The sequence below is a fragment of the Leclercia sp. G3L genome (genome assembly GCF_021117075.1).
GTDB lineage: Bacteria > Pseudomonadota > Gammaproteobacteria > Enterobacterales > Enterobacteriaceae > Enterobacter > Enterobacter adecarboxylatus_C.
The window spans coordinates 1,363,175-1,383,243 of sequence record NZ_CP088265.1; the positions used below are offsets into that span (position 1 = coordinate 1,363,175).

At 56.0% G+C, this 20,069-nt stretch carries 20 protein-coding genes; 12 read left to right on the forward strand and 8 right to left on the reverse strand.

The window, feature by feature from the left end:
• The first annotated feature begins 7 nt into the window (after positions 1-7).
• From pldB to LRS40_RS07860, 3 genes are all read left to right on the forward strand, one after another.
• The gene (gene pldB / locus LRS40_RS07850) at positions 8-1,003 is read left to right on the forward strand and encodes a lysophospholipase L2 (RefSeq protein ID WP_231313451.1); all 996 of its coding nucleotides are present in this window, start codon (positions 8-10) and stop codon (positions 1,001-1,003) included.
• 25 nt (positions 1,004-1,028) lie between these two features.
• Complete coding sequence (gene yigL, locus LRS40_RS07855; protein ID WP_142487503.1) at positions 1,029-1,829, forward strand: sugar/pyridoxal phosphate phosphatase YigL; 801 nt, start codon at positions 1,029-1,031, stop codon at positions 1,827-1,829.
• Between the two features lie 82 nt (positions 1,830-1,911).
• Entirely contained in the window at positions 1,912-2,811 is a 900-nt protein-coding gene (locus tag LRS40_RS07860; protein ID WP_231313452.1) for a carboxylate/amino acid/amine transporter, read from the forward strand.
• On the opposite strand, the gene metR is transcribed toward LRS40_RS07860, so the two are convergent.
• Positions 2,699-3,652, reverse strand: a complete 954-nt coding sequence (metR, locus tag LRS40_RS07865) for an HTH-type transcriptional regulator MetR (RefSeq protein WP_142487501.1) — start codon at positions 3,650-3,652, stop codon at positions 2,699-2,701. The two genes, LRS40_RS07860 and metR, sit on opposite strands and share 113 nt — an antisense overlap.
• Before the next feature lie 117 nt (positions 3,653-3,769).
• On the opposite strand from metR, the gene metE reads away from it, so the two are divergent.
• The gene (gene metE / locus LRS40_RS07870; RefSeq protein ID WP_231313453.1) at positions 3,770-6,031 is read left to right on the forward strand and encodes a 5-methyltetrahydropteroyltriglutamate--homocysteine S-methyltransferase; all 2,262 of its coding nucleotides are present in this window, start codon (positions 3,770-3,772) and stop codon (positions 6,029-6,031) included.
• Between the two features lie 64 nt (positions 6,032-6,095).
• Here metE and LRS40_RS07875 read toward each other — a convergent pair whose 3' ends face one another.
• The 7 genes from LRS40_RS07875 to LRS40_RS07905 form a co-directional block, all read right to left on the reverse strand.
• Positions 6,096-6,506: a Shiga toxin A subunit gene (locus LRS40_RS07875; protein WP_370649960.1), complete on the reverse strand. Its 411-nt coding sequence runs from the start codon at positions 6,504-6,506 to the stop codon at positions 6,096-6,098.
• Positions 6,507-6,539: 33 nt separating this feature from the next.
• Positions 6,540-6,908 (reverse strand): tlde1 domain-containing protein, encoded by a 369-nt coding sequence (locus LRS40_RS07880; protein WP_231313455.1) that lies wholly within the window; start codon positions 6,906-6,908, stop codon positions 6,540-6,542.
• Positions 6,905-7,402, reverse strand: a complete 498-nt coding sequence (locus LRS40_RS07885; protein WP_231313456.1) for a type VI secretion system tube protein TssD — start codon at positions 7,400-7,402, stop codon at positions 6,905-6,907. Before LRS40_RS07885 ends, LRS40_RS07880 begins: the two co-directional genes overlap by 4 nt.
• Positions 7,403-7,605: 203 nt before the next feature.
• On the reverse strand, positions 7,606-8,442 hold the full coding sequence (locus tag LRS40_RS07890; RefSeq protein WP_231313457.1) for a PRD domain-containing protein: 837 nt from the start codon (positions 8,440-8,442) through the stop codon (positions 7,606-7,608).
• A 23-nt stretch (positions 8,443-8,465) separates the two neighbouring features.
• Positions 8,466-9,929 (reverse strand): glycoside hydrolase family 1 protein, encoded by a 1,464-nt coding sequence (locus tag LRS40_RS07895; RefSeq protein ID WP_231313458.1) that lies wholly within the window; start codon positions 9,927-9,929, stop codon positions 8,466-8,468.
• A complete protein-coding gene (locus LRS40_RS07900) occupies positions 9,929-11,740 on the reverse strand; it encodes a beta-glucoside-specific PTS transporter subunit IIABC (RefSeq protein ID WP_156264845.1) in 1,812 nt (603 codons plus the stop codon). Before LRS40_RS07900 ends, LRS40_RS07895 begins: the two co-directional genes overlap by 1 nt.
• 179 nt (positions 11,741-11,919) lie before the next feature.
• On the reverse strand, positions 11,920-12,726 hold the full coding sequence (locus tag LRS40_RS07905) for a dienelactone hydrolase family protein (protein ID WP_231313459.1): 807 nt from the start codon (positions 12,724-12,726) through the stop codon (positions 11,920-11,922).
• A 251-nt stretch (positions 12,727-12,977) separates the two neighbouring features.
• Between LRS40_RS07905 and udp the strand changes: the two genes are divergently transcribed.
• From udp to tatC, 8 genes are all read left to right on the forward strand, one after another.
• Positions 12,978-13,739, forward strand: a complete 762-nt coding sequence (gene udp / locus LRS40_RS07910) for a uridine phosphorylase (RefSeq protein WP_106995909.1) — start codon at positions 12,978-12,980, stop codon at positions 13,737-13,739.
• Between the two features lie 139 nt (positions 13,740-13,878).
• Positions 13,879-15,327: a DNA recombination protein RmuC gene (gene rmuC / locus LRS40_RS07915; RefSeq protein WP_142487495.1), complete on the forward strand. Its 1,449-nt coding sequence runs from the start codon at positions 13,879-13,881 to the stop codon at positions 15,325-15,327.
• 66 nt (positions 15,328-15,393) lie between these two features.
• Positions 15,394-16,149: a bifunctional demethylmenaquinone methyltransferase/2-methoxy-6-polyprenyl-1,4-benzoquinol methylase UbiE gene (ubiE, locus tag LRS40_RS07920; RefSeq protein WP_032615102.1), complete on the forward strand. Its 756-nt coding sequence runs from the start codon at positions 15,394-15,396 to the stop codon at positions 16,147-16,149.
• 13 nt (positions 16,150-16,162) lie between these two features.
• Complete coding sequence (ubiJ, locus tag LRS40_RS07925) at positions 16,163-16,768, forward strand: ubiquinone biosynthesis protein UbiJ (RefSeq protein WP_142487494.1); 606 nt, start codon at positions 16,163-16,165, stop codon at positions 16,766-16,768.
• The gene (ubiB, locus tag LRS40_RS07930; protein ID WP_142487493.1) at positions 16,765-18,405 is read left to right on the forward strand and encodes a ubiquinone biosynthesis regulatory protein kinase UbiB; all 1,641 of its coding nucleotides are present in this window, start codon (positions 16,765-16,767) and stop codon (positions 18,403-18,405) included. The genes ubiJ and ubiB overlap by 4 nt, the downstream gene beginning before the upstream one ends.
• Before the next feature lie 76 nt (positions 18,406-18,481).
• The gene (gene tatA / locus LRS40_RS07935; RefSeq protein WP_032615095.1) at positions 18,482-18,736 is read left to right on the forward strand and encodes a Sec-independent protein translocase subunit TatA; all 255 of its coding nucleotides are present in this window, start codon (positions 18,482-18,484) and stop codon (positions 18,734-18,736) included.
• Between the two features lie 3 nt (positions 18,737-18,739).
• Entirely contained in the window at positions 18,740-19,267 is a 528-nt protein-coding gene (gene tatB / locus LRS40_RS07940) for a Sec-independent protein translocase protein TatB (RefSeq protein WP_231313460.1), read from the forward strand.
• Between the two features lie 2 nt (positions 19,268-19,269).
• Positions 19,270-20,031, forward strand: a complete 762-nt coding sequence (gene tatC / locus LRS40_RS07945; protein WP_142487491.1) for a Sec-independent protein translocase subunit TatC — start codon at positions 19,270-19,272, stop codon at positions 20,029-20,031.
• Positions 20,032-20,069: the final 38 nt, after the last annotated feature.

Below are 20,069 nucleotides of genomic sequence, written 5' to 3' on the forward strand. Positions count from 1 at the left end.
AAACCCGATGTTTCAGCAGAATAAGGACTGGGAAACGCGAGAAAAGGCTTTCGCCGCTTTCTCTATGGGGCCGTTGACCGATTTCTGGCGCCAGCGCGAAGAGGGCGGGTTTACAGGCGTCGATGATGTTCCTGTGCGCTTTGTTCGTTTTCAGGCCGAAGCCCATGATTCGGTGATAATAATTTGTCCCGGACGGATCGAAAGTTACGTCAAGTATGCCGAGCTGGCATACGATCTCTTCCGGCTGGGTTATGACGTGCTGATTATCGACCACCGTGGTCAGGGGCGCTCCGGACGAATGCTGTCCGACACGCACCGCGGCCATGTAAGTCATTTCAGCGATTACGTCGATGATTTTGCCGCCTTCTGGCAGCAGGAAGTGCAGCCCGGCCGTTGGCGAAAACGGTTTATTCTGGCGCACTCGATGGGCGGCGCGATCGCCACGCTGTTTTTACAGCGCCACCCGCAGCATCAGTGTGATGCCATTGCCCTGAGCGCCCCGATGTTTGGCATCGTCATGCGTTTTCCGGACTGGATGGTACGCCATATCCTCGACTGGGCTGAGGGCCATCAGCGCATTCGTGAAGGCTACGCCATCGGCACCGGGCGCTGGCGCGCACTGCCGTTTGCCATTAACGTGTTAACCCACAGTCGGCAGCGTTATCGCCGCAACCTGCGCTTTTATGCGGATGAACCGCGTTTACGCGTCGGTGGTCCCACTTACCACTGGGTGCGCGAAGGCATTCTGGCAGGTGAGGAGGCGATGGCGGGCGCCGGCCAGGACGATACCCCCACAATTATCCTTCAGGCAGAAGAGGAGCGGGTAGTGGATAACCGCATGCACGACCGCTTCTGTGAACTGCGAGCCGCAGCCGGTCACCCTTGCGAAGGGGGTAAACCGCTGGTCATAAACGGCGCGTACCATGAGATCCTTTTTGAAAAGGACGCCATGCGCTCAGTCGCACTCAACGCCATCGTCGACTTTTTCGGCAGGCATAACTGATATTCACCAGAGGTTAAATTTTTCTATGTACCAGGTTGTCGCGTCTGATTTAGATGGCACGCTGCTCTCTCCCGACCACACTTTATCGCCTTACGCGAAAGAGACCTTAAAACTCCTGACTGCCCGTGGCGTGAATTTCGTCTTCGCCACCGGCCGCCACCACGTTGATGTGGGGCAGATCCGCGATAATCTGGAGATCAAGTCCTACATGATCACCTCCAACGGTGCCCGCGTGCACGATCTGGACGGGAATCTGATCTTCACCCATAACCTCGATCGCGACATCGCCACCGATCTGTTCGGGATCATGCATAACAACCCCGATATCATCACCAACGTCTATCGCGATGATGAGTGGTTTATGAACCGTCACCGCCCGGACGAGATGCGTTTCTTCAAAGAGGCGGTCTTCAACTATTCGCTGTATGAACCGGGTCTGCTTGAGCCGGAAGGCATCAGCAAGGTGTTCTTCACCACTGACAGCCACGAAGCGCTGCTGCCGCTGGAGCAGGCGATCAACGCCCGCTGGGGCGATCGGGTTAACGTCAGCTTCTCCACGCTTACCTGTCTGGAAGTAATGGCGGGCGGCGTCTCCAAGGGTCATGCTCTGGAAGCGGTTGCCAAACGTCTGGGCTTTGATCTGCAGGACTGCATTGCCTTTGGCGACGGTATGAACGACGCTGAAATGCTCTCCATGGCGGGGAAAGGCTGCATCATGGAAAACGCCCACCAGCGCCTGAAAGACCTGCACCCGGAGCTGGAAGTGATCGGCACCAACGGTGACAACGCGGTGCCAAAATACCTGCGTAAGCTGTTCCTTGAATAATCTTCATTTGGTTGTTTAACGTTCAGTTGTCAACCAAAGAGTTCGCTACAATGCCTGTCCATCTTCCAGAGAGACAAGCATTGTGGCGCTACTCATCATCACCACTATCCTGTGGGCCTTCTCCTTTAGCCTGATCGGTGAATATCTTGCCGGACATGTCGACAGCTACTTCTCGGTGCTGATGCGCGTCGGGCTGGCGGCGCTGGTGTTCCTGCCGTTCCTGCGTACGCGCGGGCAAACGCTGAAAACTATCCTGCTCTATATGTTGGTGGGCGCGATGCAGCTTGGCATCATGTATCTGTTCAGCTTCCGGGCTTACGTTTATCTGTCGGTATCGGAATTCCTGCTGTTTACCGTGCTGACGCCGCTCTATATCACCCTGATTTACGATCTGCTGAGCAAGCGCCGGCTGCGCTGGGGCTACCTGCTGAGCGCCGCGCTGGCGGTAGTGGGTGCGGCGATCATTCGCTATGACAAAGTGAGCGATCATTTCTGGACCGGACTGATGTTCGTCCAGCTCGCCAACATCAGCTTTGCGATTGGCATGGTGGGCTATAAACGCCTGATGGAGACCCGGCCAATGCCGCAGCACAACGCTTTTGCCTGGTTCTATATGGGGGCAGCGATAGTAGCGGTGGCGGCGTGGTTCATGCTGGGTAATCCGCAGAAGCTGCCGACCACCGCGCTGCAGTGGAGCGTGCTGATCTGGCTGGGGGTGGTGGCATCCGGGCTGGGTTACTTCATGTGGAACTACGGCGCCACGCAGGTGGACGCCGGGACGCTGGGGATCATGAACAACGTCCACGTCCCTGCGGGCCTGCTGGTGAACCTCGCCATCTGGCAGGAACAACCGCACTGGCCGAGCTTCATTATTGGGGGGACGGTGATCCTGGCTTCACTGTGGGTACATCGCCGTTGGGTCGCTCCGCGCTCCGGACAAACGGTAGATGGTCGCAAGCATGGTTCCGCGCTGAGCGAATAAAGGCCTCGGTAACCGGTTGACGCTGCTCGCCATCGCGCACGGCGGCGTACAACCGGCTCCACAATCCCTCGCCCAGGGTTTTGGTCACCACCAGACCCTGGCGTTCAAAACTCTCCACCACCCAGTGCGGCAGCGCCGCGATGCCCATTCTGGCCGCCACCATCTGAATCAACAGCAGGGTGTTATCCACGCTTTTCAGCTGCGGGCTGATGCCCGCCGGCTGCAGGAAGTGACGCCAGATATCCAGACGACTGCGCTGAACCGGGTAGATCAGCAGCGTTTCCGTCGCCAGATCTTCCGGCGTGATGCGCGCTCTGGCGGCCAGAGGATGGTCCGGGGCCAGCACCAGACGCACTTCAAAATCAAACATGGGCGAATAGTGCAGGCCGCTGCGCGGCAGAATGTCCGAGGTCATCACCAGATCCAGCTCGCCCTGCACCAGGGAGGGCTGCGGATCAAATGTCACGCCGGATTTAAAGTCCATCTCCACCTGCGGCCACCTCTGGCGGAAGTTCTCAAGCGCGGGGGTCAGCCACTGAATACAGCTGTGACACTCGATGGCGATGCGCAGCCTGGTCTGCTCCGGCTCATGACAGGCCTGCAGCGCGCTTGCGATCTGCGGCAGCACCTGATTGGCCAGCTGTAGCAGGATCTCGCCCTGCGGCGTAAAGCGCAGCGGCTGACTTTTACGCACGAACAGACGAAAGCCAAGGCGTTGTTCCAGATCGCTGAACTGGTGGGAAAGGGCGGACTGCGTCTGGTGCAGCGTGGCCGCCGCCGCCGCGAGAGAACCGCAGTTCCGCAACGCCTGGAGCGTTTTCAGGTGTTTTATCTCGATCATGAAAGTCCTTCACTTCGCCATGAGCAATTTGCGCTTGAGGAATATACAGTACCTTTACAATATGGAAGTGTAAACATCTGGACGTCTAAATCCTGAAAATTCCATAAGGGGCATACCATGACAATTCGTAACCACACCCTCGGTTTTCCACGCGTCGGCCTTCGTCGCGAACTAAAAAAGGCACAAGAGAGCTACTGGGCGGGCAACGCCACGCGTGAAGAACTGCTGGCGGTAGGGCGCGAGCTGCGCGCCCGTCACTGGGACCAGCAAAAGCAGGCTGGCGTGGATCTGCTCCCGGTGGGCGATTTTGCCTGGTACGACCATGTTCTGACCACCAGCCTGCTGCTTGGCAACGTGCCGGCTCGTCATCAGAACAGCGATGGATCGGTGGATATCGACACCCTGTTCCGTATTGGCCGTGGCCGCGCACCGACCGGCGAGCCCGCGGCGGCAGCGGAAATGACCAAATGGTTTAACACTAACTATCACTACATGGTGCCGGAGTTCGTTAAAGGTCAGCAGTTTAAACTGACCTGGACCCAGCTGCTGGATGAGGTGGACGAAGCGCTGGCGCTGGGCCACAAGGTCAAACCTGTCCTGCTGGGCCCGGTTACGTATCTGTGGCTGGGTAAAGTGAAGGGCGAGCAGTTTGACCGCCTGAGCCTGCTGAACGACATCCTGCCGGTGTATCAGCAGGTGCTGGGCGAGCTGGCAAAACGCGGCGTTGAGTGGGTGCAGATCGACGAACCGGCGCTGGTGCTGGAGCTGCCGCAGGCATGGCTGAATGCTTTCAAACCGGCGTACGACGCGCTCGCGGGCCGGGTAAAACTGCTGCTGACCACCTATTTCGAAGGGGTGACGCCGAACCTCGACACCATCACCGCGCTGCCGGTGCAGGGTCTGCACGTAGACCTGGTTCACGGTAAAGATGAGGTAGCCGAGCTGCACACCCGTCTGCCTGCGAACTGGCTGCTCTCTGCCGGACTGGTGAACGGGCGTAACGTCTGGCGCGCCGACCTGACAGAAAAATATAACCAAATCAAAGGTATTATAGGCAAGCGCGAGCTATGGGTCGCCTCCTCTTGTTCACTGCTGCACAGCCCAATCGACCTGAGCGTCGAGACCCGCCTGGATGCGGAAGTGAAGAGCTGGTTCGCCTTCGCCCTGCAAAAATGCGAAGAGCTGGCGTTGCTGCGTGATGCGCTGAATACGGGTGACACCGCCGCCATTACCGAATGGAGCGCGCCGATTCAGGCCCGTCGTCACTCGACGCGCGTGCACAATGCCGCCGTGGAAAAACGTCTGGCGGCCATCACTGCCCAGGACAGCCAGCGTCAGAGCGCCTATGAGGTGCGTGCCGAAGCCCAGCGTGCCCGTTTCAACCTGCCGGCCTGGCCGACCACCACCATCGGTTCCTTCCCGCAGACCACCGAGATCCGCGGCCTGCGTCTGGACTTCAAAAAGGGCAACCTGGATGCGGGCAACTACCGCACCGGCATCGCCGAACACATCAAACAGGCCATTGTGGAGCAGGAGCGTTTAGGACTCGACGTGCTGGTGCACGGTGAAGCCGAGCGTAACGACATGGTGGAGTACTTCGGTGAACACCTCGATGGGTTTGTCTTTACCCAGAACGGCTGGGTGCAGAGCTACGGCTCCCGCTGCGTGAAGCCGCCGGTAGTGATTGGCGACGTCAGCCGTCCGGAAGCGATCACCGTGGAGTGGGCGAAATATGCTCAGTCTCTGACCGACAAGCCGGTAAAAGGCATGCTGACCGGTCCGGTGACCATCCTTTGCTGGTCCTTCCCGCGCGAAGACGTGACCCGTGAGACCATCGCCAAACAGATTGCCCTGGCGCTGCGTGATGAAGTGGCGGATCTGGAAGCGGCGGGCATTGGCATCATCCAGATCGACGAACCGGCGCTGCGCGAAGGTTTGCCGCTGCGTCGCAGCGACTGGGATGCCTACCTGGCGTGGGGCGTGGAAGCCTTCCGTATCAACGCCGCCGTGGCGAAGGATGACACCCAGATCCATACCCATATGTGTTACTGCGAGTTTAACGACATCATGGACTCCATCGCCGCCCTGGATGCTGACGTGATCACCATCGAGACCTCGCGCTCAGACATGGAGCTGCTGGAGTCGTTCGAAGAGTTCGACTACCCGAACGAGATCGGGCCGGGCGTGTACGACATTCACTCCCCGAACGTCCCGAGCGTGGAGTGGATTGAAGCCCTGCTGCAGAAAGCGGCGCAGCGTATCCCCGCAGAGCGCCTGTGGGTGAACCCGGACTGCGGCCTGAAAACCCGCGGCTGGCCGGAGACCCGTAGCGCGCTGGCGAACATGGTTAAGGCGGCGCAGAATTTGCGCCAGGGTTAACCCCGGCGCACGATTGCCGGGCGGCGCTGACGCTTGCCCGGCCTGGGTTAATCTTCCAGAGAAATTAAAATTCCCTTGAAAGCGTAATATAGCCATTAAACCTGACAGAGCATTCATCTTTATTTATAAGGCCGGAAGCAATGAATACATTTCTCTTCATCTCCTTATTAATATAAATGTATTTGGCTATTAGCGATTGCGTATGATTTTCATAATAACTGTCAAAGTAAGCACTTTCAGGTATTGTCGCTTTACCCTGTGCCATCGCAATTTCATAATCGATCTTAGCTAACGATCTTGCGTACAGTTTTGATACGGAAGAGGTATCGATAACGTTAACAATCGTTTTGTTTCTCAGAATGGTCGATGTATCGATCTGCAAATCTCGTGAGATAGTATTAAATAAAGTGGTTTCCATTGAGGCACCGACAATAGCACACCCCTTGTTCTGTGCCTCTGAGAACAACGGAACCATTAATAATATCCAGAGAAGTGTTTTTTTAAACATTTAATCCTCCACGACTAATATTTTATCGCTGCTTGCGGCAATAATTTTTCGACTGGATATGTTCAGAATAATACAGTCATCAGATGCTTCTCCCGGGTGAACTGAACTTTCACCATGTATCATGAAGCCATCCCGACCACACATGTCGATACCGGCATAAGGTGTTAATCTCATCGTCCATGCTTTGGTTTTAGGGTGATAGAAGGCAGGCCCTATTGTATAAGTTCCTCTTGGTAACGGGCCTTTGTTTTTTACGCATTCATTTGCCGAGTCGTTTTTAAACCCAGGCCTCCCTGCATACTGAGCATCAAACTGATAAGTGCCATCCAGATAAAAAGAGTGCGAACTTACTTTATAAACCCACGTCATACTACAGCCTCCTGCTCAGCACCCCATCTGTCTGTATGAATAATATTCCCATCCAGATAGTGCCACGTGATTATCTCATAAGCTAAATAAAAGGCTTCAAGATGATTGTGCCTTTCAAAAGTGGGGTTTTTAATGTCGAACATTAACGGTTCTATTCCATTAACCCTTACATTTCCCATCGTTATACGGAAATACTCTTCTTCCTGACCATTATGATTTATACGATAGAATTTAAGTTCTGCTTGCTTAAAGGTTTTACCAGTAGATACGCCTTTATAAAGATAAGGCGATGAACTATCGATTTCTTTAATTAAAGCAAAATCACCATGGATACGTTTGCCGGTAATTTTGCCTGTAAGGTTGTCCGTGGGAAGATCGACAGAATGCATAAACTCTATAATCTCAATGCTTCCTTCTCTTCCTCGTATATCAACAGAGCCTTTAACTTGATTTCCTGCGTAGTCTGTTAGCCAAAGATAGACGGGTATAGCCATCTTATAACCTCCTGTTTTAACGATGGATATTAAATCCAGCGTACGCCCGGCATACAAAACAGGGAACCATAAAAGTATGGTTAATTTCCTAAAGCGTTTGTACTTTGTGAAGGATCACGAAATTAAAAGATGAAGAGGTTAACCCCGAAGCACGATTAAATGTCATTTGTAGGCCCGGTAAGGCGCAGCCGCCACCGGGCGATTTACGCCTGCCCATCCATCAGCCGGCTAATATGGATACTCAACCACGTCAGCTCATCTTTCGGCAGGGTGAGCTGATATTTATCCTGCACATAATCACGGATCACCCACGCCACGGTCATCGCGTCCGGGCGGTGGCGCATCAGCTCCTGATAAAAATCCTCGGTCTCGCTGAGGGCGATTTTCCCGGCCAGCACCCGCTCGGCAAAATAACGCAGATGGGTGATAAAGCGCATATAGTTAACCGACTGCGTATCGATGCTCTTGCCCAGCTTATAGCGCACGATATCGGCGATGCGGTTGACCAGCTCAACCTGCTGGTGGGCGGTGCTGTCGTCGTCCTGGCTGCTGGCGTTGATCAGATGAAAGGCGATGTTTACCGCCTCTTCTTCGGGTAATTCCACCTCAAACTTCTCATTCACCTGGGCGCGTGCCTGCAAACCGACACTGTACTCCTGCGGATAGTAACGCTTCACTTCCCAGCTCAGCTTATTGAGGATCGTCTGCCCGTTGCGGCTGCGCTCCACCGCAAAGTGCAGATGCTCCGCAAGGGTAAAGAGCAATACGGAATTGAGCTTATCCCCACACAGGCGGCGCGCGAGGATAAGAATTTCATGGCTAATGTCGAAGAACGCCGCAGGAATGGTGTCCGTCAGGGATAAAAAATGGCGGGATTTGAGATCGCTCAGCGGCAGGAACACTTTCTCCACCTGCGCCAGGTCGATATGGGTACCGGGTTTCGCCCCAAAGCCGATCCCCTTGCCGAACAAAATCATCTCCCGCTGGTCGTTATCGACCAGCAGCATGCTGTTATTAAGCGACTTTTTTATCGTTATCACGGTTATTCCTGCGGCATGGCCGGTTAGCTCATGTCTGCGCCATTGCTGGCAATCACTTTTTTGTACCACCAGAAGGAGTCTTTTTTCAGGCGCTTCAGCGTGCCTTTGCCTTCATCGTCCTGATCGACATAGATAAAGCCGTAGCGCTTGGACATCTGCGAGGTGCCCGCACTGATAATGTCGATGCAGCCCCAGGTGGTGAATCCCATCACATCCACCCCTTCATTTATAGCTGCCAACGTTTGCTCGAAGTGGGCGCGGAAGTAGTCGATGCGGTAGCTGTCTTGGATCGCGCCGTTTTCCACGACATCTTTCGCGCCAAGACCATTCTCCACGATAAACAGCGGCTTCTGGTAACGGTCATACAGCTCCAGCAGGGAGATTTTCAGCCCGACAGGGTCAATCTGCCAGCCCCATTCGGATGCTGGCAGGTACGGGTTTTTCACCCCGAGAACGGTATTCCCCGGGATGCGCTCCACGTCCGGCTGGGTCGATTCTGTCATCGACATGTAGTAGCTAAAGGAGACGAAGTCGACTGTATAATCCTTTAAGATGCGCTGATCGTCGGCCTGCATCGCAATCTGGATATCCCGCCGCGCCAGATCGCGCAGGATCAGCGGCGGATACTCGCCAAACACCTGCACATCGGCGTAGAAATAGTTCTCCAGATTCTTCTTCAGCGTCGCTTCCACGTCTTCGGGACGGCAGCTGTGCGGATAGGTGGTGAGTTTGGTCAGCATGCACCCGACCTGGCTGCCCGGGATTTTGGCGTGGCAGTCGCGCGTCACCAGCGCCGAGGCGACAAACTGGTGATGCAGCCCCTGGTAGATATCCTGCTGGGCTTTGCCCGGTGCGCTTTTCTCTTCCCGGATGCCCGCCGTGGTAAAGGGGTGGCGATGGATACTGTCGATCTCATTAAACGTCAGCCAGTAGCGGACCAGATCTTTATAGCGATCGAAACAGACGTTGCTGAAGCGCACAAAAGCATCCACCACGTTGCGGTGCACCCAGCCGTTGTACTTTTCGCTCAGGGCCAGCGGCATTTCGTAGTGAGAGAGGGTCACCAGCGGCTCGATGTTGTGGCGACGCAGCTCGCGGAACATCTCTTCATAAAACTGCAATCCTGCCTCGTTTGGCGCAGCGTCTTCACCGGTCGGGAAGATACGCGACCAGGCGATCGACACCCGCAGCACGGTATAGCCCATCTCAGCAAACAGGGCGATATCGTCCTTATAGTGGTGATAAAAATCGATGCCGCGGCGTTTCGGGTAGAGCGCGTCATTTTTACCTTCAAACGCGTCGCGGATATTCTCGTCCGTCAGCGCCATATGGCCGCTGTAATCCTTCACGGACAGGTTGGGCTTCCAGGTGATAGCGTCAGCAACGGACGGCCCTTTGCCATCCACATTCCATGCCCCTTCGGCCTGATTAGCGGCTATAGCGCCACCCCATAAAAAACCTTGCGGAAACGGGAGGGATTTCTCCATTACACGGACTCCTTAAGCGTCATGATGATATGCGGGTCTGGATTCTTATCGTCGGTATTACCTGGTGTCAGCGAAAAGCGTTCGCCGTTCGTCACCACCATCATCACCACCGGATCGAGCCCGGCGGAAGTGATGGTATCGAGTGAAAATTCAATCAGCGTGTCGCCGCTCTTCACATGTTGGCCCTCCACCACCCGTGGGGAGAAACCTTCACCCTGCAGCCGGATGGTGTCGATGCCGATATGGAAAATCAGCTCGACGCCCGCGTCGGTGAGCAGGCTCAGCGCATGGCCGCTGTCAAATACGTTCACGATGGTTCCATCCGCCGGGGCCCGCAGCACGCCCTGGGAAGGAATAATAGCGATCCCGTCGCCCATGATTTTGCGGGAGAAGACGTCATCGTTAACGTTTTCAAGCGGGATGATCTGCCCTTCGACCGGGCGGGTGAGGCTCAGCGCGTCGGTGTGTTCAGCCGCTTTATCACGCCACAGCACGAAGGCGCTGATAAAGGCGACGGCAAAAGATAGCCCCGCCCCGGCGAAGGCCCAGACGATGTTCATCGGGTTATCCGGAGAGACAAACATTGAGATACTGGCAAGGCCAGGGCCGACAAGGGCAAAGGCCTGAATCGCCATCCAGCCAATAAATGCCCCACCCACGATGCTGCCGAGGATCACACTGTAAAGCGCCTTTTTATTCAGCAACGTAACGCCATACAGCGCCGGTTCGGTAATGCCGAACAGGGCGGAGATCCCGGCGGAGAAGGCGGTAGATTTCAGCACTTTATCTTTACTCTTAAGCGCAATCGCCAGGCACGCGCCGGACTCGGCAATGTTGTGCGCCAGCGACGCGGGCAGATAGAGCATCTCGCGCCCGAACTGGCTCATGGAGGCCACGGCGTAGGGCAGCATCGGCTTGTGCATCCCGGCGGCGACCATGAAGGGCAGGGCGGCGGCCAGCAGCCCGGTGGCGACAAAACCGAGTTTGCCGTAGAGCCATAAAATCACCGTTGCCAGGCCGGCACCCAGCTCGTAGCCCAGCGGCCCCAGGATCAGCAGCGTAACGGGGACCGTCACCAGCAGAGAGAGCATCGGCGAGAGAAAAATGCGCAGCGCGCCGGGGGAGTAGCGGTTGAACAGCTTCTCCGTCCGGGCGTAAAACAGCACGCACAGAATGGCCGGGAATACCTGCGAGGCGTAGGCGACGTTGCGCAGATCGAACGACATGAATGCCGTCCCGTCGGCCAGCTGTTTGGTCATCGCCGGCAGCACCATCACGGAAACTGCCGAGACGGCCACCAGCACGTTCACCTTCAGCTTCATCGCCGTGGTGATCGCCACCAGGATCGGCAGGAAGTAGAGCGGCGCGGAGCCGATATTATCCAGTACCTTGTAGGTCGAACTGTCCCGGCTGAGCCAGCCCATGACGTCCAGCAACAGCAGCAGCGATTTCAGGACGCCGCCACCGGCAATGGCAGGCACCAGCGGCTGAAAAACGCTTATCACGAAATCGACAACCTGCGCGCCACGGCTGATTCTGACAGGCGTATGTTGTCCGCCCGCCTGAGGGGCCCCCACCAGCGAGCGCACCGCCTCAAAGACCTGCACCACTTCGTGACCAATAATCACCTGGCACTGCACGTTCACCCGCACGCCCAGCACGCCGTCGACCTTTGCCAGCGCCGCTTCGTTGACCTTGCCATTGTCGTACAGGCTCAGCCGTAAACGGGTGGAGCAGTGTTCGATATGTTCGATATTCTCAGCACCGCCGACCTGGGCGATGATGTCCAGCGCTGTTTGCAAGTGGTTCATGTTCTGGCCCCTGTCTCCAGAGCAAAAAAAAGACCTGAACCCCCTCTCCGCTCGAAAACGGAGAGGGGGTTCAGGTCTTGCCTACGGATCGTAGTTACACGCCTGTGGTTTTTATATCGTCCAGATTGTGTTTAAAAGTCAAACAGTCGCGTCACTTTGCGTAGCGAAATGTGAGCCGCTTAACCTTTTTTACCACCATATTGTTGGAACCAGGCCAGCATCCGCTGCCAGCCATCTTTGGCTGATTCCGCGTGATAGCTCGGGCGATAATCAGCGTTGAAAGCGTGTCCAGCTCCCGGGTAAACCACAATCTCCGCCGTTGCGTTTGCCGCACGCAGGGCATGACGCATGGTCTCTACCGTATCCAGCGGGATCCCGGTATCTTCTGCGCCATACAACCCGAGGACGGGCGCGTTCAAATCGGTTGCAATATCAACCGGATGCTTCGGTGAATTCAGCGTCTTTTCGCCCACCAGCTTGCCATACCACGCCACGGCGGCTTTCAGCTGCGGGTTGTGCGCGGCATACAGCCAGCTGATACGGCCGCCCCAGCAGAAGCCGGTTGCCAGCAGACGATGGGGATCGCCCCCGTTGCGCGCCGCCCAGTTGGCGACGTGGTCAAGATCCGCCAGTACCTGCGCATCCGGCACTTTAGTGACCAGGTTGCTGAACAGGGTGGGAATGTCGTTGTAATCGTTCGGGTCGCCCTGACGGAAATAGAGCTCAGGCGCGACGGCCAGATAGCCTTCCAGCGCCAGGCGACGGCAGAGATCGCGAATGTGCTCATGTACGCCGAAAATTTCCTGAATCACGATGACGATTGGCAATGCCCCTTGCGCATTTTTGGGCCGGGCATGGTAAGCGGGCATATTATCGCCCTGGGTCGGAATCGAAGTCTCCCCGGCGGTAATCGCCTCTTCGGGGGTAGTGACAACGGTTGAGGCTTGCAGGTCAGCAGCAGGGGCAAATCCAGATTTTCCAGTCATGGCATTCTCCGTACCAATTAGCGCAAAAGTAAATATAGTCCGCAGGTTAACAATCCACAGTGCCCGAAACAGGCTATCTTTTGTGCAACAGATAACGATATAACTCGTTAATGTGATGTTAATCACTATTTCATGGTAATTAACTGCAATCAATTTTATTCATGGTGACGTCTGTCACGAAACAAGGCCGGTTCCTCCGGTAAAGTACCGCTTTGCTTCTGCTGACAAACTGACCCACAGAGGAGTTTTCTATGTCTAAGTCTGATGTTTTTCATCTCGGCCTCACTAAAAACGATTTACAAGGGGCTACGCTCGCTATCGTCCCTGGCGATCCTGAGCGTGTGGAAAAGATCGCCGCGCTGATGGATAAGCCGGTTAAGCTGGCAGCCCATCGCGAATTCACGACCTGGCGGGCAGAGCTGGATGGCAAAGCGGTGATCGTGTGCTCTACCGGTATCGGTGGCCCGTCTACCTCAATTGCCGTTGAAGAGCTGGCGCAGCTGGGCATCCGTACTTTCCTGCGTATCGGTACGACCGGTGCGATTCAGCCGCATATCAATGTCGGCGACGTACTGGTTACCACCGCGTCCGTGCGTCTGGACGGCGCGAGCCTGCACTTTGCGCCAATGGAGTTCCCGGCAGTGGCCGATTTCGAGTGCACCACCGCGCTGGTAGAAGCCGCGAAATCCGTCGGCGCGACCACGCACGTTGGCGTGACCGCCTCCTCTGATACGTTCTATCCTGGCCAGGAGCGCTACGACACCTTCTCCGGTCGCGTAGTCAACCGTTTCAAAGGCTCGATGGAAGAGTGGCAGTCGATGGGCGTGATGAACTATGAAATGGAATCTGCCACGCTGCTGACCATGTGCGCAAGCCAGGGTCTGCGTGCCGGTATGGTTGCGGGCGTCATTGTTAACCGCACCCAGCAAGAGATCCCTAACGCCGAGACCATGAAGCAGACCGAAAGCCACGCGGTGAAAATCGTGGTGGAAGCGGCCCGCCGCCTGCTGTAATTTCCCCTTTTCCTTGCCAAAGGCCGACCTGCTCGGCCTTTTTCTTTGCGTAGCGCCTCGCAGAAAACCCTTTTCAAACTGGACGTTTATACAGCACAATTCTATTTTGTGCGGGTCATACCTTGATGCAGGGGGCGTCGTGGATATTTCCATCCTTTTTTATGCCGTTATTGCGCTGGTCAGCGTCGGCGTGGGCTGGTTGTTCGCCAGCTATCAGCATGCGCAGCAGAAGGCCGATCAGCTTGCCGAACGCGAAGAGATGGTGGCCGATCTCAGTGCATTAAGACAGAACATAGCCCAGAGCGGGCACTGGCGCGACGAATGCGAGCTGCTCAACAACGAGCTGCGCAATCTGCGGGATATCAACACCTCGCTGGAAGCTGACCTGCGCGAAGTCACTACCCGGCTGGAGTCCACCCAGCTGCATGCGGAAGACAAAATCCGCCAGATGATCAACAGCGAACAGCGCCTGAGCGAGCAGTTCGAAAACCTCGCCAACCGCATCTTTGAGCAGAGTAACCGCCGCGTCGATGAACAAAACCGCCAGAGCCTGAACGGCCTGCTGTCGCCCCTGCGCGAACAGCTGGACGGCTTTCGTCGCCAGGTGCAGGACAGCTTCGGTCAGGAGGCGCGGGAGCGCCACACGCTGGCCCATGAAATCCGCAACCTCCAGCAGCTGAATGCCCAGATGGCGCAGGAGGCCATCAATCTCACTAAGGCGCTGAAAGGCGACAATAAAACCCAGGGTAACTGGGGCGAAGTCGTCCTGACCCGCGTGCTGGAAGCCTCTGGCCTGCGCGAGGGCCACGAATATCAAACCCAGGTCAGCATTGAAACTGAGAGCCGCGCGCGAATGCAGCCCGACGTCATTGTGCGTCTGCCGCAGGATAAGGACGTGGTCATCGATGCCAAAATGACCCTGGTGGCCTATGAGCGCTACTTCAACGCCGAAGATGACTACACCCGCGAGTCGGCGCTGCAGGAGCATATCGCCTCGGTGCGTAACCATATCCGTCTGCTGGGACGCAAAGACTATCAGCAGCTGCCCGGCCTGCGTTCGCTCGACTACGTGCTAATGTTTATCCCGGTTGAACCGGCCTTTTTACTGGCGCTGGACCGCCAGCCGGAGCTGATCTCCGAGGCGCTGAAAAACAACATTATGCTGGTCAGCCCCACCACGCTGCTGGTGGCGCTGCGCACCATTGCTAATCTGTGGCGCTATGAGCACCAGAGCCGCAATGCCCAGCAGATTGCCGACCGCGCCAGCCGCCTGTATGACAAAATGCGCCTGTTCGTCGATGACATGTCGTCGGTCGGGCAGAGCCTGGATCGCGCCCAGGATAACTACCGTCAGGCGATGAAAAAGCTGGCCTCCGGGCGGGGTAACCTGCTGGCTCAGGCCGAATCGTTCCGCAGCCTGGGCGTGGAAGTAAAACGCGAGATTAATCCGGAATTAGTTGAACAGGCCACGTCGCAGGATGAAGAGTACCGGCTGCGCAGTGATGAGCCCGTTCAAAATACAAACAACACCTTAGCAGGCGCGCAGGCGTCGGCAGACCCCCTGGAGCGTTATTCCCGGGGTGGTTGAATCGTAGGGCAAATGCGCCCAATCTGTTACACTTCTCAAACATTTGACTGATAAGCAGGCTCTGAGATGGTTGAAGATTCACAAGACACAACGCACTTTGGCTTTCAGACTGTCGCTAAAGCGCAGAAAGCTGACATGGTGGCCCACGTATTCCATTCCGTGGCGGCGAAGTACGATGTAATGAATGACCTGATGTCATTCGGCATTCATCGCTTGTGGAAGCGCTTCACTATTGACTGTAGCGGCGTGCGTCGTGGACAAACCGTGCTGGATCTGGCGGGCGGCACCGGCGACCTGACAGCGAAATTCTCGCGTCTGGTGGGCGAAACGGGCCGCGTGGTGCTGGCTGATATCAACGACTCCATGCTGAAAATGGGTCGTGAAAAACTGCGCAATATTGGCGTGGTCGGCAACGTTGAATATGTCCAGGCGAACGCTGAAGCGCTGCCTTTCCCGGATAACACCTTTGACTGCATTACCATCTCTTTCGGTCTGCGTAACGTCACCGATAAAGAGAAAGCGCTGCGTTCCATGTACCGCGTACTGAAACCGGGTGGACGTCTGCTGGTGCTGGAGTTCTCGAAGCCGATTATTGAGCCGCTGAGCAAAGCCTACGACGCCTATTCGTTCCACATTCTGCCGCGCATTGGCGAAATGGTTGCCAACGATGCAGACAGCTATCGCTACCTGGCCGAATCCATCCGTATGCACCCAAACCAGGACACCTTAAAAGCCATGATGCAGGATGCAGGCTTTGACAATGTTGATTACTTCAACATGACGGCAGGCGTTGTCGCGCTGCATCGCGGTTATAAGTTCTGAGTGGAGGTGGCAAATGCCGTTTAAACCCTTGATCACAGCCGGTGTGGAAAACGTACTCAATACCTTTCTGTACCGGTCTCCCGCGCTAAAAACGGCGCGTCAGCGTCTTAACGGCAAAGTGCTGCGGGTAGTATTAAAAGAGTTTTCGACTCCGCTGGTGCTGGTGTTCAGCGAGCGTCAGCTCGACGTGCTGGGGGAGTGGGAAGGCGAGGCCGACTGCTCCGTCATCACCCATATGAGCACCCTGCCTAAACTGCGCGATCGCCAGCAGCTTACCGCCCTGATCCGCAGCGGCGAGCTGGAGGTTCAAGGCGATATCCAGGTGGTGCAGAACTTTGTCGCGCTGGCCGATCTGGCCGAGTTCGACCCGGCAGAGCTGCTGGCCCCCTGGACCGGCGATATTGCCGCTGAGGGGATTGGTAAAGTACTACGCGGCGGTGCCTCGTTGCTGAAGAAGGGGTTTCAGCGCCAGCAGCGCTATGCCGCGGAAGTGCTGACCGAGGAGTGGCGCATGGCGCCGGGGCCGCTGGAAGCGGCATGGTTTGCAGAAGAGACCGCCGCGGTTGAGCGTGCAGTTGATGCACTGACAAAACGGCTTGAAAAACTGGAGGGCAAATGACGCCTGGTGAAATTCGGCGCCTCTACTTTATCATCCGCACCTTTTTAAGTTACGGGCTCGACGAGCTTATCCCCCGAATGCGCATCACACTGCCGCTGCGTATCTGGCGGCGAACGCTATTCTGGATGCCAAATCGCCATCAGGACAAACTGCTTGGTGAGCGACTGCGTTTGGCGCTTCAGGAGCTGGGGCCTGTCTGGATCAAGTTCGGCCAGATGCTCTCCACCCGTCGTGACCTGTTCCCGCCAATGATCGCCGATCAGCTGGCGCTGCTGCAGGATAAAGTTGCCCCGTTCGACGGTAAGCTGGCAAAGCAGCAGATCGAAAAAGCGATGGGCGATCTCCCGGTTGAAACCTGGTTCGATGATTTCGACATCCAGCCGCTGGCTTCCGCCTCCATTGCGCAGGTTCACACCGCACGGCTGAAAGAGAATGGCAAAGAGGTGGTCATCAAGGTGATCCGCCCGGACATTCTGCCGATCATCCGAGCCGATATGAAACTCATCTACCGCCTGGCCCGCTGGGTGCCGCGTCTGCTGCCTGACGGCCGCCGCCTGCGCCCGATGGAAGTGGTGCGCGAATATGAAAAGACGCTGATTGATGAGCTGAACCTGCTGCGGGAATCGGCGAACGCCATTCAGCTGCGCCGTAACTTTGAAAACAGCCCGATGCTGTATGTGCCGGAAGTCTATTCCGACTATTGCAGCCAGGACATGATGGTGATGGAGCGCATCTACGGGATCCCGGTCTCGGACGTCGCAACCCTGGAAAAGCAGGGTACCAACATGAAGCTGCTGGCCGAGCGTGGCGTGCAGGTCTTCTTCACCCAGGTGTTCCGGGACAGCTTCTTCCACGCCGACATGCACCCGGGGAATATCTTCGTCAGCTACGAGCATCCTGAAGATCCGCAGTATATCGGCATCGATTGCGGTATCGTCGGCTCGCTGAACAAAGAAGATAAGCGCTATCTGGCCGAGAACTTTATCGCCTTCTTTAACCGCGATTATCGTAAAGTGGCCGAGCTGCACGTCGATTCCGGCTGGGTTCCGCCGGATACCAACGTAGAAGAGTTTGAGTTCGCCATTCGTACGGTCTGTGAGCCTATTTTCGAGAAGCCGCTGGCTGAGATCTCGTTCGGCCATGTGCTGCTGAACCTGTTCAATACCGCCCGCCGCTTCAATATGGAAGTACAGCCCCAGTTAGTTTTACTTCAGAAAACATTACTTTACGTTGAAGGGGTGGGGCGACAGCTTTATCCTCAGTTAGACTTATGGAAAACGGCAAAACCCTTCCTTGAGTCGTGGATCAAGGACCAGGTGGGTCTTCCGGCGCTGGTGCGCTCCCTGAAAGAGAAAGCGCCGTTCTGGATTGAAAAAATGCCTGAAATTCCTGAACTGGTGTATGACAGTTTGCGTCAGAGCAAAAACTTGCAACACAGCGTGGATAAAATTGCCCGCGAGTTGCAAACCAACCATGTGCGTCAGGGGCAGTCCCGGTATCTGTTTGGCATTGGGGCGACACTGTTGTTAAGCGGCACGCTGCTGCTGATCAATCGTCCTGAGTGGGAGCTCATGCCTGCCTGGTTGATGGCGGGCGGCGTGGTTGTCTGGCTAGCCGGATGGCGCAAAACGCGCTGAATTGCGTCGCTATACCAGGGCCGCATAACGTATAATGCGGCCTGATTAATTATTCATCTATAACTGGGGAAGATGTATGGGTGGTATCAGTATCTGGCAATTGTTGATCATTGCCGTCATCGTCGTGCTGCTGTTCGGTACCAAAAAACTCGGTTCTATCGGTTCCGATCTCGGTGCGTCCATCAAAGGCTTTAAAAAAGCGATCAAAGATGATGACGAGAAGCAGGATAAATCCAGCCAGGATGCGGATTTCACTGCTAAATCCATCGCTGATAAACAAGACGATGCCAAAAAGGAAAATGCTAAACGCCACGATAACGAGCAGGTGTAATTCGTGTTCGATATCGGTTTTAGTGAACTGCTGCTGGTCTTCGTGATTGGTCTCATTGTTCTGGGGCCACAACGTCTGCCTGTAGCAGTAAAAACGGTTGCAGGCTGGGTGCGTGCGCTGCGATCGCTGGCGACTACGGTGCAAAATGAGCTGGCGCAGGAGCTTAAGCTGCAGGAGTTTCAGGACAGCCTGAAAAAGGTTGAAAAGGCGAGCATAGATAACCTGACGCCGGAACTGAAAGCCTCGATGGACGAACTGCGCGAAGCGGCGGAATCTATGAAGCGCTCCTACAGCGTCAACGATCCGGAAAAAGCGAGCGATGAAGCCAATACCATTCGCAACCCGCTGGTCAAAGATAACGAAGCGCAGCATGAAGGCGTGACGCCTGCCACTGCTGAGCATCAGGCCACTGCGCCCGAACAGGCGCCAGCCGAGCCGGTGACCCCAAAACAAGAACCGACGCCAGCGCCCGCAGAGAAAAAGCCTGCACCCGCCGCTGACGCGTCCCTCTCGTCGAGTGATAAAGCGTAAACATGGCAGTAGATGAAACTCAACCGCTGATTGCGCACCTGATCGAGCTGCGTAAACGCCTGCTGAACTGCATTATTGCGGTTTTGCTCATTTTTTTATGCCTGGTCTATTTTGCTAACGATATCTATCAGGTGGTTTCTGCCCCCCTGATTAAGCAGATGCCGCTTGGGGCCACCATGATCGCCACCGACGTGGCATCGCCCTTCTTCACGCCAATTAAGCTGACCTTCTGGGTGTCGCTGATTGCCTCTGCGCCGGTGATCCTCTATCAGGTCTGGGCCTTTATTGCCCCCGCGCTGTATAAGCATGAACGCCGCCTGGTGATCCCGCTGCTGGTCTCCAGCTCGCTGCTGTTTTATATCGGCATGGCCTTTGCCTACTTCGTGGTCTTCCCGCTGGCCTTTGGCTTTCTGGCAAATACCGCGCCGGTAGGGGTCCAGGTCTCGACCGATATTGCCAGTTATCTCAGCTTCGTAATGGCGCTGTTTATGGCCTTCGGCGTGGCGTTTGAGGTGCCGGTTGCCATCGTGCTGCTCTGCTGGATGGGGATCACCACCCCGGATGAATTACGCAAAAAACGGCCTTACATTCTGGTCGGCGCCTTTGTAGTGGGCATGCTTTTAACGCCGCCGGATGTCTTCTCGCAAACCCTGCTGGCAATCCCGATGTATTGCCTGTTTGAAGTCGGTGTCTTCTTCGCGCGCTTCTATACCGGCAAGCGACGTGAAGATCACGACGAAGAGTCCGAAGGAACAGAAGAATAACCCCAACCGCCCGCCAGGGCGGTTGTCATATGGGAGCC

Coding starts and splice junctions, on each gene's coding strand:
- pldB (WP_231313451.1), top strand. CDS start 8: ATGTTTCAGCAGAATAAGGACTGGGAAACGCGAGAAAAGGCTTTCGCC.
- LRS40_RS07895 (WP_231313458.1), bottom strand. CDS start 9,929: ATGGAGAAATCCCTCCCGTTTCCGCAAGGTTTTTTATGGGGTGGCGCT.
- ubiJ (WP_142487494.1), top strand. CDS start 16,163: ATGCCGTTTAAACCCTTGATCACAGCCGGTGTGGAAAACGTACTCAAT.
- ubiB (WP_142487493.1), top strand. CDS start 16,765: ATGACGCCTGGTGAAATTCGGCGCCTCTACTTTATCATCCGCACCTTT.
- udp (WP_106995909.1), top strand. CDS start 12,978: ATGTCTAAGTCTGATGTTTTTCATCTCGGCCTCACTAAAAACGATTTA.
- yigL (WP_142487503.1), top strand. CDS start 1,029: ATGTACCAGGTTGTCGCGTCTGATTTAGATGGCACGCTGCTCTCTCCC.
- metE (WP_231313453.1), top strand. CDS start 3,770: ATGACAATTCGTAACCACACCCTCGGTTTTCCACGCGTCGGCCTTCGT.
- ubiE (WP_032615102.1), top strand. CDS start 15,394: ATGGTTGAAGATTCACAAGACACAACGCACTTTGGCTTTCAGACTGTC.
- tatA (WP_032615095.1), top strand. CDS start 18,482: ATGGGTGGTATCAGTATCTGGCAATTGTTGATCATTGCCGTCATCGTC.
- LRS40_RS07900 (WP_156264845.1), bottom strand. CDS start 11,740: ATGAACCACTTGCAAACAGCGCTGGACATCATCGCCCAGGTCGGCGGT.
- LRS40_RS07875 (WP_370649960.1), bottom strand. CDS start 6,506: ATGGTTCCGTTGTTCTCAGAGGCACAGAACAAGGGGTGTGCTATTGTC.
- LRS40_RS07885 (WP_231313456.1), bottom strand. CDS start 7,402: ATGGCTATACCCGTCTATCTTTGGCTAACAGACTACGCAGGAAATCAA.
- metR (WP_142487501.1), bottom strand. CDS start 3,652: ATGATCGAGATAAAACACCTGAAAACGCTCCAGGCGTTGCGGAACTGC.
- tatC (WP_142487491.1), top strand. CDS start 19,270: ATGGCAGTAGATGAAACTCAACCGCTGATTGCGCACCTGATCGAGCTG.
- LRS40_RS07880 (WP_231313455.1), bottom strand. CDS start 6,908: ATGACGTGGGTTTATAAAGTAAGTTCGCACTCTTTTTATCTGGATGGC.
- LRS40_RS07905 (WP_231313459.1), bottom strand. CDS start 12,726: ATGACTGGAAAATCTGGATTTGCCCCTGCTGCTGACCTGCAAGCCTCA.